We start from the raw sequence: 12,218 nt of genomic DNA, 5'->3' as shown, positions 1-12,218 counted from the left end.
TCCTTGTCGCGAATGCAGATGGATGTGGCTCATGGTTTACATGTCCCCCGCACAGGAGCTGGTCGGGGAGATCGTGCAGGGGACGGCCGGAATGATGGGCCGGGTCTGCATGGGAGAAGCGCTCGATACGCGTGTGAGGTCCTGCTGCCCCAGTTGGCTGGTCGGCCTCGGTGTCTGGAGAGTATCGGATCCGTTTGCCGGACCTGTCGCAGGTGTCGCCGCCGGACCCGGCAACTGCGGGGTGCCAGACTGCGTCTGGGGTTCCATCGCGGCCCCGGGCGGACGGTCCGTCACAGGCTGGCGCGTAACCATGCTTGGCGAAGGGATGGCGACGGCGGGGACGATCGGCCTGACGATCTCGACGCGCCGGGCCGCAGGGCGCGTGTTCTGGCTTTCCAGGCTGCGGATCGCAGTACGGACGGGAGCGGCAGGTGCTACGACCGGTGTCGGTGGCTGAAGCCGGGCGCCGGAGCCTGCGGCGTAGATCGGCCGGCCGAGCTGCCCGACCGAGGGGTCGAGAGGCGGAACGTTGCCATACGGGTTCCAGCCGATGCTGTCGAAGGCACCGGTCAGCGTATAGTGGTACATCATCGACAGCAGTTCGTCGCGAGACGCACCTGTCTGGCAGAAGCGCACGCGGGTCTGTATCCTGCCGAGGTAGTGGAAAGTGCGCACCTGGTTATCAGGTGCCTTGATCTGCTGCCAGCCGTAGAGGCAGGCATCGCCGGAGCGCGGATTCGTCCCGTAAGCATAGGCGAAGGCGCCGTAATTGTTCTGCACGAAGCTCGGGGAGATGCTCATCCGGATGGTCGGGAATTCCGACCGCATCTCGCCGACTGCCTGCGCTGTCGTCATGAGCCCCGTTGGCAGCCGTGCCGCGCCCGCAAACGGCGTGGATGCAGGACCGAAATAGCGCACCTGAATGTAGTTCTGGCCGCTGATGCTGGCGTCTGTCGCCAGAATGATGTCCTGTTGGACCGCATTGGAGAAGTTTCGCTCGATCACGCTGACGATGGCAGGGCCGCCCGGCGGCGGAAATGCCAGCGCCTTTTCAGCCGCAATCTCGGTTGGCGCCGACGTTAACTTGAGGCCGCCTGTCTGCGTGCAACCGGAAAGTGCCGAGGCGCCCAAGGCTAGAAACGCGCCCTGCATGGCCGTTCTTCCTGCAATTGCGAAAGCTGTATGAAACATGGGCGGCGTGCATCCGGTGATAGAATCAGGGTTCCTCCACCTTATTTCCTGCCGGTATGGTTAACGTCTAGTTAATATTCGCTAACCCCTTCCTATTCTTGCTCTGCAGCTGACGATTTATCGCAAATCCGAAGTTGCAAGGGCATTGCGGGCGATGAGGGAGCCGCGGACAGCACGCGTGGAAACGTTTTCGGTAGCGAATCACTGTTGAAGTCCGCGGCAGGCAGAGCCGATGCGTCGTATGCAACTGTCTTCAGGAAGATTATATCGCGTGACGCTTTCGCGCCTCCAAAGCGACGCCCGCAAGCATGAAAATGCTCTACTGCGCGCCGGTGGTCGGCCCAGGATTGTTCGGTGTCGTCTGGATGTCCGCGGGCGGCGCGGGCGCAGTCCCTCTTGCCGGATCGTTCTGCGAAGGGCTCATGACAAGCCAGCCGATCACGATCATGATGACGAGGAGGATGGCGATGCTCAGGGCCGTTCGGTTCAACGCCATATTACGTCACCTTTTTTCAGCTCTTGTCCGGTGTGATTATGCTCGCCTTCGGGTCAACTCGACCTGAAGCATCCTCGACACGTGACGAAGCCATGTAAACGAACAGGATGCAGACGACGGACATGGCGACGACCACGATGACGGATTGGTTTCCAGTGCGTACTCTCATGCCGTGTAAAGACGCCTGCGTGTCGTAAGTTCCACTCAGTGACAGCTTTGGTCGAGACATGCTCCCGTGAGCGTTAAGCATGTTGCGGATTTATCGCAGGACCGGGATTGTCGGCGTGCAAACGCTGACATGGCCGGTCGATTTCCGCACGAATGTCCTGTAAGACGCAATTCACCCACAGCAACGATAGGGTGCCGCCATGGTCATGACCTTCCTGACAAAGAATACGAAGACCAGTGTGAGCTTCACCGAGGCTGACACGACGCTGGTGCTCGTCAATGACGTGACAGTGACCGCAGCCGATAGCGGCATCCTTGCGTCCGGCCTTGCGAAAGCGCGTGCCGTCGTGGTCGACGGGAAGATTACGGCCGGTGTGTCCGGCGTGATCTTCGGCGCATCCAGCGCCGACGATCTTCAAGGGTCCGTCGTCGTCTCGGAAAGTGGATCGATCGTTGCAGGCGCCTTCGGCATATCAGCGACGGCTGCCGGGATGGATATTGTCAATCGTGGCAGTCTCTCCGGCAAGCAGGCCGGGATCAGCGTGGCCGGTGGCAGTGCGAACGTAGCGAACGAAGGCACCATTTCGTCTACGGCCGGCAGCGCGGCCCTGGTGGTGGGCGCGGCGGCTATGGTCGTCAACAATGGCCGGATGGCCGCACAGACGGATGCCGTGAAGCTTTCCGGCGACCGCGGCGCCATGACGAACAACAAGGATGTGTCATCTGCCACGGCCGCCGGCATCGTCATCGATGGGCTGGGATCGACCGTTACCAATAATGGATCGATTGGCGCTCGCAGCCATGGCATCGTGGCAACAGGCGCGTCCGAAACGATCACCAATAACGGCTCGATCGGTAGTGGCGCCAGCGGCATCGTTGCAAAAGGCAAGAGTGCCATCATCACCAATTCCGGCGCCTTGCAGGCGAGCGTCGATGGTGTTGCGCTTACCGGCGCGAACGGCACGGTAACGAACAGCAAAACGATCGCCGTCGGCGGCACTGGCATCAACATTACCGCCGGTGGGGCCATTGCCAACAATCTGGGCACGATAAGCGGTGCCGTCGGGATCGCCGTCGTTGGTGACGCCGCGCGCGGCGCCAACAGCGGCACGATTTCCGCGTCCAAAGGGAGTGCGGTCGATTTCACAAAGGCGGATCACGCCAGCTTCAACAATAGCGGCGTTCTGTCCTCGGCTTCAGGCATCGCATTCAAGGGCGGCGATGGCCAGCAATCGCTGACAAACAGCGGCACGATCAAAGGGGATGTGTTTCTGGGCGGCGGCAACGATTACTTCGATGGTCGCGGTGGCGCCGTCACGGGCAAGGTTGCCGGTGGTGCCGGCCATGACACCTATCTCATCGACAACGCGCGCACGCTGCTGGTCGAAGCCAAAAGTGCCGGCAACGATCTCGTCATCTCCAGCGTCAGCTATACGCTGGCCGACAATTTCGAGTTCCTGACACTGGGCGGCAGGGCAGCCGCGAACGCGACGGGCAATGCTCTTGCCAACCAGATTCATGGCAACGGCGCCGGCAACCGGATCGACGGCAAGGCGGGCAACGACATGATCTGGGGCCATGGCGGCGCGGATGTTCTTACAGGCGGTGCCGGTATCGATCAGTTCGTCTTTGCCACCGGCGACGCGCGCGATGTCATTACCGATTTTGCCGCCAGCGGCAAAGCGCACGACATTCTCGACCTGACCGGCGTGAAAGCGATCACCAGCTTCACCGACCTGATGGCGAACCATGCCCGGCAGGTGGGCAGCGATGTGATGATCGATGCCACAGGCGGCGACAGCATCCTGCTCAAGGGCGTGAAGCTCGCCCATCTCGACAAGGGCGACTTCTTTTTCTGATCTCTCGTCGTGTGCTGCCGGCTCAGGCGGCGGCGCGCTGGAGCATGCCGAAGAGATCACGCGGATCGTCCGGATCGGCAATGATATCGATCTGCTGGAAGAAATCCGTACCAGCCAGCGCAGAGCGCACATAGCGAAGCGCGGAAAAATCCTCCACCGCGAAGCCGACACTGTCAAACAGCGTGATCTGCCGGGGATCGCGCCGGCCGGCAGCTTCGCCGCGTACGACCTTCCAGAGCTCTGTCACCGGGTAATCCGGCGCCATCTGCTGGATCTCGCCTTCGATACGAGTCTGTGGTGGATATTCGACAAAAGTGTCCGCCCGCAGCAGGATATCCCGGTGCAACTCCGTTTTCCCCGGGCAATCACCGCCGATCGCGTTGATATGCACGCCGCTGCCGATCATGTTGTCGGTGAGGATCGTCGCATACTGCTTGTCTGCCGTGCATGTGGTGATGATGCCGGCGCCCTCGATCGCTTGTTCGGCACTTTCGCAAGCGTGCAATGCGAGGCCCGAGCCAGTGAGATTGCGGATGGTCTTCTCGGTCGCCCTGATGTCGATGTCGTAGAGTCGTACATCCGTGATGCCGAGTACGGCTTTCATGGCCAGCGCCTGGAACTCGGCCTGCGCGCCGTTGCCGATCATGGCCATGACCCGCGTTCCCTCCGGAGCAAGGTGCCGGGCCGCCATGGCGGAGGTCGCGGCTGTGCGTAGCGCCGTCAGCAGCGTCATTTCCGTCATCAGCACGGGATATCCTGTCGCGACGTCCGCCAGCAGCCCGAAGGCCGTCACCGTCTGAAGGCCCGCGGCCATATTCTTCGGGTGTCCGTTCACATATTTGAAGCCGTAGATCTCGCCGTCCGAGGTCGGCATCAGTTCGATCACGCCGTCGCGTGAATGCGAGGCGATCCGTGGCGTCTTGTCGAATGTCTCCCAACGCCGGAAGTCATCCTCGATCGTGTCGGTCAATTCAGAGAGGACGCGCTCGATGCCCAGATGATGCACGAGCCGCATCATGTTCTCGACGCTGACGAAGGGGATCAGGGCCTTTTCGGAAGGCAGGGCAGACATGGGGTGTTTCCTCGTTGCAGAGGTCGATGGTAGCAATCGCAAATGCTCGCGGAAACGGAAGATGGTTGTCACACTCCGTCTGCAATCGAGCAAGTTGCGCAGTCCGATTGCGCAAACTGCGCAATCAGCGCGAGAGGAGATATTGCCGTGGAGGGCTGCCCATCATCCGGCGGAACATGGTCGTAAAGGCCGCGATGTTCTCGTAACCGGCATCGAGCGCGACGCTGGTGATCGAGTGCCCGGCGGCAAGCCGTGGCAGCGAGGCGAAAAGGCAGGCCTGCTGGCGCCATGTCACGAAGCTGACGCCGGTCTGCGCGCGGAAGAACCGGGTGAAACTCCGGCGGCTCATGGCAAGCGTCGTGGCCCAGTCGTCGATGCTCGCAACGGCGCGCGGCGCCTGTAGAAACGCCCGGCAGACAGCGGCAAGGCGCGGATCGTTCGGAAAGGGCAGGCCGAGCGGTACTTCGGGCAGTTGCTGCATCTCGTCCAGCAGCAGATCCATGATCAACTCCCGCCGCCGTGGTTTCGGGAACGGCGGCTCGTCGCGCACCAGCTCGTCCATCAGGTTCGCCGCGAGCGTGGTGACGTTCACCACTTTCGGCCGCTCGACGAAGGCCAGCTGCGTGTCGACGTAGATCGACAACATCTCCACAGGGCTCATCGTCTCCGATGCGTGCTCCAGTCCTGCCGGAATGATGAGGCCGTGGCCGGGCGGGATCATCCAGCGCCTGTCGCTTGTGCCAACCACCACCACGCCGCGGCGCGCGTGCCAGAGCTGCGTCTTGCGGTGCGAGTGCATGGGGCTGCGCATGCCGGATTTGTAGCTCCGGCCAATCGCGTAAAGTGGCTCCTGCGCCGCATCGATCCGGTTCAGGCTCTGCCGATGCTCATCGAGATCGACACCGATCGTCGGAAAATCCACAAACCGCATTTGGCCCACTCACGAAAGAAGTGGACCAGAGCGCAAATGCAGGCCAGCGTCAAGATCTGTAGGAGGAGCGGACGGCGCGGTATGTGCCGAAATGGATGGGGAGGCTAATCATGGCGAGCGTAACCACACCAGGCGGGGTCCGGGCGGACACCATGGCCTTTTCGATCATAGCGGCAGCCAGCTTCTGCCACATGCTCAACGATATCATGCAGTCGCTGCTCACGTCGCTCTATCCGTTGATCAAGGCGAACTATGCGCTCGATTTCGTCCAGATCGGCCTTCTGACCTTCGCGTTCCAGGTAACGGCATCGCTCCTGCAGCCAGTGGTCGGGGTGGTGACGGACCGCTGGCCCATGCCGTTCTCTCTGCCGGCGGCCATGCTTGCAACCTGCGCGGGGCTGTTCACACTGGCGTTTGCCCATAGTTTCGAGGTCCTGATCATCGGCGCCTGCCTCATCGGCGTCGGCTCCGCCGTCTTCCATCCGGAAGCCTCTCGCGTGGCGCGGCTCGCCTCCGGCGGGCGTCACGGGCTGGCGCAGTCCTTCTTCCAGGTCGGCGGCAATGCCGGTACGGCCATCGGGCCGCTGCTCGCGGCTTTCATCGTCATTCCACGCGGGCAGGAGACGCTTGGCTGGTTCTCGATCATCGCCATCGTGGGCTTCGTCGTGCTGTCCTACGTCAGCACATGGTATTTGCGCCACCGTCGCGCGACGGCCGGACGCCCGATGCTGGATCGTGCCCTGCCGCTGCCGCGCAACCAGGTGCTGTGGACGCTGGCTGTCCTGACGGTGCTGACGGCAACGAAAAACGCCTATCTCGCTAGCCTCTCCAGCTATTTCACATTCTTTGCGATCGAGAAGTTCGGCGTTGGCGTGCAGGATGCACAGGTCATGTTGTTCCTGTTCCTCGGCGCGTCCGCAGCCGGCGTCTTCTTCGGCGGGCCGATCGGCGACCGGTTCGGCGCGCGCGTCGTGATCTGGTTCTCGATCCTCGGTGTCATCCCGTTCGCGCTGATGCTGCCTTACGCCAATCTCTTCTGGACCTCGGCGCTGGTCATCATCATCGGCTTCATCTTCTCCTCCGCCTTCTCCGCCATCGTGGTCTTCGCGCAGGAGTTGGTGCCGGGCAGGGTAGGGCTGATCGCCGGCATGTTCTTCGGCTTTGCCTTCGGGTTCGGCGGCATCGGTGCTGCCGTCCTCGGCCTCTTCGCCGATCGCTACGGCATCGAGTTCGTCTACCGGCTCTGCTCCTACCTGCCGCTGCTTGGCCTGCTCACGGTCCTGCTGCCGAAGCTGCCCGGTCGAAAGCGCGCCTGAGGCTGCGGTCTGTCGGCTTTGGTCTGCGGCTCAGTCGCAAATCGCTTCCGCCTCGATCTCGACCTCGTAATCACCGATCAGATTGCCCGCCTCCACCATCGTGTTGGCGGGCAGGACGGTGCCGAACACGCGGCCATGGGCGCGGGAGACCGGCTCCCATTGGCTGGCGTCGCGCAGATAGACGCGGCTCCGCACCACATCTTCCATCGATCCGCCGAGCGCGGTGATCGATGCCGCGATCTTGTCGAGGATGTAGGTTGCCTGCGCCCCGGCATCGCCCGGCGCGACGCAGCGGTCGGCTGCGTGCGTGGCCGTCGTGCCGGAGACGTGGATACGCTCGCCCACGCGGACGGCGCGGCTGTAGCCGGCGATCGGTTCCCAGACGCTGCCGGAGGAGACACGGCTGCGCCCCGGCCTGCCGGGAACAGGCTCGGCCGTATAGATCGAGGGAATGGCGCTTAGATGATGGCTGAGATCGCCGGACGCCGTCAGGAATGGCGGCTTGCGATATTCATCGCCGCAATCGCCGGGAATGGGTTGTGTTGCGGCAAAGGCGGCATCGAGATCAGCATGGTCCTGCGCGTCGAGCGAAAAGCCGAAGACCTTCAGATTGTCGCCGCGATGCTCGTTTTCCCCAAGCCGCGCGCCGATGATCGTGGCGGCAACGGCCGGATGTTCCAGAACCCAGCGGCTGGCGACGTTCGATAGAGAGACGTGATGTCGCTCGGCGATCCGCGATGCCGCTGCGAGGATGCCCTGAAACGCTTCCCAACCGCCGGCTGTGTCGATGAAGCGCTTGTATTTCGAGCGGCTCCAGTCGGGGATCGCATCCGGTTCCGGTTTGCCCAGCCACTTTTCGGAGAGAAAGCCCCCGCAGAGCGTGCCGTAGGCAAGCAGCTTGACGCCGAGCTTTGCACAAAGATCCGAGAGCGCACCCGCGGCCCGGCGATCGACCAGCGAGAACGAAACCTGATTGGTCGCGATCTCGATGCCGTCTGACAGTGCCAGAGCGAGATGCCCCGCGTCGAAATTCGTCAGACCGAGTGCGCCGATGAGGCCCTCTTGCCTCAGCCGCTGCATCTCGTGCAGGGCATCCAGCCAGGCGGGATGCTCGAAGGTCCACCAATGGAACTGTAGAAGGTCGATCCTCTCGACCCCGAGCCGCGTCAAACGCTCCTCGATGCCACGCCGCACGATCTCGCGTGTCATGGGTCCGGGCTCCGGGCACCACTTCGTGAAGGCGACGGGTCGCGGTTCACTGGGATAACGCGACAGGAGACGACCGGTGATCACTTCGGCCGAACCGTAGTGATCGGCCATATCGAACGTGTCGAAACCATCGCGAGCATAGGCTTGCAAGGCATCTGCGCCCCTGTCCGGATCGATGATCGTGCCGTTCTTCTCTATGTCGGCGACCTGCCAGAGGCCGCAGACCAGGCGGCTGATCTCGAGGTCGGACGTGAGGCTTATGCGGTCAGGGCGCTCGGTCATCAGAGGTTCTCCCGGGCCTGCGCCCGTGTTTTCCGCGGAGGCCGAGCGCGCTGCGCTCGCCCAGAATGCCGCGGGGCCGAAGAAGAAGGATGGCGCACAGGCCGACGCCGATCGCGACGATTTGCAACGATGCGGCGCGCGCCTGTTGTTCCGGTGGTACGAAGCCGGAAACGGCTGCGGCCGAGAGAGCCCACAGCCCCCAGACCAGGATTGCCCCCAGAATAGCACCGCGATTGTTGCCCGAGCCGCCGACGATCAGCATGGCCCACACCTGGAATGTCAGCACCGGCAGATAATTGTCGGGCGCGATGAAACCGATGAAATGACCTTGTGCTGCCCCGGCAAGCCCCATGATGGCGCCGCCTATGGTGAAGGCTTGCAGCCGGAAGCGGATCGGTCGCTTGCCGAGCGCCTGTGCGGCGGCCTCATCCTCGCGGATCGCCCGGAGCACACGGCCCCAGGGGCTTTTCGCCAGATGTTCGAGGGCGAGATAGAGCACGGCCACAAGGCCAGCCATCAAGGCGAGATTGGCAAGCCCGAAGGCAAGTGCGTTGCCGGCGAGGTGCGAAAAGGGGCGGGGAATGAAGCCGATACCGAAGGCGCCGCCGGTGATACCCTGCAGGTTGAGGACGCAAAGTTGCACGCAGACGGCAACGCCGAAGGTTGCGATCGCAAGGTAATCCGATCTCAGCCGTATCGTCAGGGCGCCCACGAGCCATGCGGCAAGGCCGGCGGCCGCAGCGCCGCCCAACCAGCCGAAGACAATCGGCATGTCGAAGCCGCCGAAGCGATCCGGCACGGGTGGTGTGGTGAGAAGAGCCGAAACATAAGCCCCGATAGCCACGAAAGCGGCGATGCCGACATTGAAGAGGCCCGTCTGTCCCCATTGCAGGTTCAGACCGAGGCACATCACGGAATAGGTCAGCGCCATCGTCAGAAAGAAGGCGGCGTAGGCGAGAAGATCGATGCTCATGCGGGTCTCCCGAAGAGACCGCGCGGCCGGAAGAGGAGCACCGAGACCAGGATGACGAAGGAGACGGCTGCGCGCCACTCGGCGCCGACCAGCTGGACGGCTGCTGCTTCCGACAGGCCCACGATAAGGCCGGCAAGCATGGCGCCGGGCACGCTGCCGATGCCGCCAAGGATGGCGGCGGCAAACAGTGGCAGCAAAAGGTCGTGACCGAGATAAGGCCGGATCTGCACGAGCAGTCCCGTCATGATCCCGGCAAGGCAGGCAAGACCCGCGCCGAGCATCCAGACCACGCGAATGACGCGGCGCACATCCACGCCCGCAATCCCGGCGAGCGCCGGGTTCTCGCTGACCGCCCTCATGGAGCGGCCGACATCGGTTCGCGTCATGAGGACGTGCACGGCAAGCACCGCAAGAAGAGCGACGCCGAGCGAGAGCAGCTGGTCCGGCGTTGCCCTCAAACCTGCACCGACCGGCATCGCGATCTGCAGAGCCTTGGTGAAGTAGGCTGGCTTCGAGGTGAAGACGAATTCCAGGAGACTTCGCAGCGCGAGCGATGCGCCGAAACTCGCCATGACGAGGATGATGACCGCACTTCCGCGCGCCCGAAGTCGCCCGAAGAGAACCGCATCCACGGCAAGCGCCAGAAGACCGGTGAGAAGAATGGCGAAAATCGCGGCAAGCGGCAGAGACCAACCGAAGGAGAAGGGACCGATCGGCCGCGTGACGCCGGTCGAGAGGAGACCGAGCCCGCCGCTGACGGCGAGAGCGAGGTATGCGCCCCAGGAGAGCAGTTCTCCATGGCCGAAATTGGCAAAGCGCAGGATCGAATAGGTCAGCGTCACGCCGATGGCACCGAGGCCGATCATCGCGCCTGCGATGAGGCCGTCCATGAGAAATTGCGGGTTCATGGCGCGGCGAGCTCCCCTGCGTGGGATGTGCCGAGGTAAAGGCGAGCGAGCAGCGGATCGCCGAACAGTCCGTCGGCCGGGCCTTCGTGGCGGATGCGGCCTTCGACCAGAACGACGGCGCGCCGTGCAATCGCCAGCGCGGCCTTCACATTCTGTTCCACCAGCACCACGGTAACACCGTCGGCGTTGATATCCTTGAGCATTGCAAAGACCTCCCCGACGATCTTGGGCGACAGACCGGCGGAGGGTTCGTCGAGGATCAGGACAGTGGGATCGACGATCAGGGCCCGCGCGACCGCGAGCATCTGGCGCTGCCCGCCGGAAAGGGCACCGGCAAGCCGCGAGGGCTGGCGCGCAAGATCCGGAAAGCGCCGGTAGAGTCCGTCGATCCTGCCGGTGCGCTCAGACTTTGGCAGAATGGCCGCCGCGAGCTGCAGGTTCTCGTGGATGGTGAGTGTGGCGAAGATGTTTTCCGTCTGCGGCACGAAGGCAAGACCGCGTGCGATCTTGCGATGGGAGGGGACGCTGGTGATGTCCTGCCCGCCAAGCAGCACCGCGCCGGCATGGATCGGCACGACGCCGGCAATCGCCTTCACCAGGGTCGATTTTCCCGCACCGTTCGGGCCGAGCAGAACGAGGAAGTCCCCCTTGGGAACGACGAGGTCCACGCCGCGGACGATCGGCAGATCGGGCTCGTATCCCGCGACAAGCGCGTGAAGATCGAGCGCCGGGGCAACCGGCGGAGCCGGAACGGCGCTCATGCCATGGCTCCGAGATAGGCCTCGATGACGGCGGGATCGCGCGCGACGTCGGCTGGCGTACCCTCGGCGAGTGGCTTGCCCAGCGCCATGGCCACGACCCGCGAGCAAAGGCGGGAGACCATGTCCATGTTGTGCTCGATCAGGAGGATGGAGGTGCCCTCGGCGTTGAGCCGCGTCACGCGCTCGATGATCGTTTCGAGCAGGGCCGGATTGACGCCTGCCGCGGGTTCGTCGAGCAGGATTGCGGTGGGATCAGCCATCATGATGCGCGCCAGCTCCAGCAACTTGCGCTGCCCGCCTGAGAGAACCCGTGCCGGCTGGTGTTCGAGATCCGAGAGGGTGACGAAGGCGAGAAGCGCGCGCGCTTTCTCGATCGCCGCTTTCTCCTGCCGGCGAACATGGGCGAAGCGCAGGAAATTGGCGAGAAGGCTCTCGCCGTCCTGGCGCTGCGCTCCTGCGAGCACGTTTTCAAGCACGGTCATTTCGAGGAACGGCTTGGGAATCTGGAACGTCCGCCCGATACCGAGGCTGATCCGCTGTTCCGGCCGATCCTGCGAGGCATCGCGCCCCGCAATCCGTATCTCGCCCGACGTTGGCTTCAGCGTACCCGCAATGAGGTTGAAGAGCGTCGTCTTGCCCGCTCCGTTCGGCCCGATCAGCCCGACCATCTCGCCGCGCGCCAGCCGCAGCGACATCCCGTCCACAGCTGTCATCCCCTCGAACCGCTTCACGAGATCCCGTGCGTCGATGACGGGACTTTCAGTGGCCGGCGTTGTCGAGGCGATCTGGAATGGCAAGCGAAGAATTCCGGGGCTGCAATGAAATCAGTGATTTACGTTAGGCAGCCTGTTTCCGAACGCCTGAGGCGCGCGTCAGGATGACAGGTTATACCAACCTCCTGATAACACTAAAAAAAAGTCACAGCTAGGCCACCCGGCCATAGCGTTCCGGGCGTTCGGCTTTACGCTGCGGGTGTTGCAGACTTTCGACAGTCGGAGCCGTGTTTCAACGGAGTGCCTGGCCATCATCGCACGGCGTTGGCTGAAGCAAAG

Annotated in this window: 11 protein-coding genes; 2 read left to right on the top strand and 9 right to left on the bottom strand. The window is 63.2% G+C overall.

Going from position 1 to position 12,218, the window contains the following annotated elements; all coding sequences use genetic code 11:
* Positions 1-36: 36 nt before the first annotated feature.
* Together bcsN and BSG19_RS26100 are read right to left on the bottom strand one after the other, a co-directional pair.
* Positions 37-1,152 carry a cellulose biosynthesis protein BcsN gene (bcsN, locus tag BSG19_RS14300; RefSeq protein ID WP_170865981.1) on the bottom strand — a complete coding sequence of 372 codons (1,116 nt, stop codon included), beginning with the start codon at positions 1,150-1,152 and terminating at the stop codon, positions 37-39.
* 358 nt (positions 1,153-1,510) lie between these two features.
* Complete coding sequence (locus tag BSG19_RS26100) at positions 1,511-1,687, bottom strand: hypothetical protein (RefSeq protein ID WP_170865980.1); 177 nt, start codon at positions 1,685-1,687, stop codon at positions 1,511-1,513.
* A gap of 368 nt (positions 1,688-2,055) precedes the next feature.
* On the opposite strand from BSG19_RS26100, the gene BSG19_RS14295 reads away from it, so the two are divergent.
* Positions 2,056-3,714: a calcium-binding protein gene (locus tag BSG19_RS14295; RefSeq protein ID WP_092988699.1), complete on the top strand. Its 1,659-nt coding sequence runs from the start codon at positions 2,056-2,058 to the stop codon at positions 3,712-3,714.
* 22 nt (positions 3,715-3,736) lie between these two features.
* Here the strand turns inward: BSG19_RS14295 and BSG19_RS14290 are convergent, their stop codons facing one another.
* A complete protein-coding gene (locus BSG19_RS14290; protein ID WP_092988698.1) occupies positions 3,737-4,786 on the bottom strand; it encodes an ornithine cyclodeaminase in 1,050 nt (349 codons plus the stop codon).
* 124 nt (positions 4,787-4,910) lie between these two features.
* The gene (locus tag BSG19_RS14285) at positions 4,911-5,717 is read right to left on the bottom strand and encodes an AraC family transcriptional regulator (RefSeq protein ID WP_092988697.1); all 807 of its coding nucleotides are present in this window, start codon (positions 5,715-5,717) and stop codon (positions 4,911-4,913) included.
* A gap of 110 nt (positions 5,718-5,827) precedes the next feature.
* On the opposite strand from BSG19_RS14285, the gene BSG19_RS14280 reads away from it, so the two are divergent.
* On the top strand, positions 5,828-7,033 hold the full coding sequence (locus BSG19_RS14280) for an MFS transporter (protein WP_092988696.1): 1,206 nt from the start codon (positions 5,828-5,830) through the stop codon (positions 7,031-7,033).
* Positions 7,034-7,063: 30 nt separating this feature from the next.
* Here BSG19_RS14280 and BSG19_RS14275 read toward each other — a convergent pair whose 3' ends face one another.
* The 5 genes from BSG19_RS14275 to BSG19_RS14255 are packed head-to-tail and all read right to left on the bottom strand — an operon-like array spanning position 7,064 to position 11,963.
* Positions 7,064-8,524: an aldo/keto reductase gene (locus BSG19_RS14275; protein ID WP_092988695.1), complete on the bottom strand. Its 1,461-nt coding sequence runs from the start codon at positions 8,522-8,524 to the stop codon at positions 7,064-7,066.
* Positions 8,508-9,497 carry a branched-chain amino acid ABC transporter permease gene (locus BSG19_RS14270; protein WP_092988694.1) on the bottom strand — a complete coding sequence of 330 codons (990 nt, stop codon included), beginning with the start codon at positions 9,495-9,497 and terminating at the stop codon, positions 8,508-8,510. The genes BSG19_RS14275 and BSG19_RS14270 overlap by 17 nt, the downstream gene beginning before the upstream one ends.
* Positions 9,494-10,405 carry a branched-chain amino acid ABC transporter permease gene (locus BSG19_RS14265; RefSeq protein ID WP_092988693.1) on the bottom strand — a complete coding sequence of 304 codons (912 nt, stop codon included), beginning with the start codon at positions 10,403-10,405 and terminating at the stop codon, positions 9,494-9,496. The genes BSG19_RS14270 and BSG19_RS14265 overlap by 4 nt, the downstream gene beginning before the upstream one ends.
* Entirely contained in the window at positions 10,402-11,166 is a 765-nt protein-coding gene (locus BSG19_RS14260; RefSeq protein WP_092988692.1) for an ABC transporter ATP-binding protein, read from the bottom strand. The genes BSG19_RS14265 and BSG19_RS14260 overlap by 4 nt, the downstream gene beginning before the upstream one ends.
* Positions 11,163-11,963 carry an ABC transporter ATP-binding protein gene (locus tag BSG19_RS14255; protein ID WP_244529253.1) on the bottom strand — a complete coding sequence of 267 codons (801 nt, stop codon included), beginning with the start codon at positions 11,961-11,963 and terminating at the stop codon, positions 11,163-11,165. Before BSG19_RS14255 ends, BSG19_RS14260 begins: the two co-directional genes overlap by 4 nt.
* Positions 11,964-12,218: the final 255 nt, after the last annotated feature.

The sequence above is a fragment of the Rhizobium sp. NFR03 genome (assembly GCF_900111275.1).
Lineage (GTDB): Bacteria > Pseudomonadota > Alphaproteobacteria > Rhizobiales > Rhizobiaceae > Ferranicluibacter.
This window is presented reverse-complemented; position numbering and strand designations above follow the sequence as displayed.

Coding starts and splice junctions, on each gene's coding strand:
- BSG19_RS26100 (WP_170865980.1), bottom strand. CDS start 1,687: ATGGCGTTGAACCGAACGGCCCTGAGCATCGCCATCCTCCTCGTCATC.
- BSG19_RS14290 (WP_092988698.1), bottom strand. CDS start 4,786: ATGTCTGCCCTGCCTTCCGAAAAGGCCCTGATCCCCTTCGTCAGCGTC.
- BSG19_RS14275 (WP_092988695.1), bottom strand. CDS start 8,524: ATGACCGAGCGCCCTGACCGCATAAGCCTCACGTCCGACCTCGAGATC.
- BSG19_RS14285 (WP_092988697.1), bottom strand. CDS start 5,717: ATGCGGTTTGTGGATTTTCCGACGATCGGTGTCGATCTCGATGAGCAT.
- BSG19_RS14280 (WP_092988696.1), top strand. CDS start 5,828: ATGGCGAGCGTAACCACACCAGGCGGGGTCCGGGCGGACACCATGGCC.
- BSG19_RS14265 (WP_092988693.1), bottom strand. CDS start 10,405: ATGAACCCGCAATTTCTCATGGACGGCCTCATCGCAGGCGCGATGATC.
- BSG19_RS14260 (WP_092988692.1), bottom strand. CDS start 11,166: ATGAGCGCCGTTCCGGCTCCGCCGGTTGCCCCGGCGCTCGATCTTCAC.
- BSG19_RS14295 (WP_092988699.1), top strand. CDS start 2,056: ATGGTCATGACCTTCCTGACAAAGAATACGAAGACCAGTGTGAGCTTC.
- bcsN (WP_170865981.1), bottom strand. CDS start 1,152: ATGCAGGGCGCGTTTCTAGCCTTGGGCGCCTCGGCACTTTCCGGTTGC.
- BSG19_RS14270 (WP_092988694.1), bottom strand. CDS start 9,497: ATGAGCATCGATCTTCTCGCCTACGCCGCCTTCTTTCTGACGATGGCG.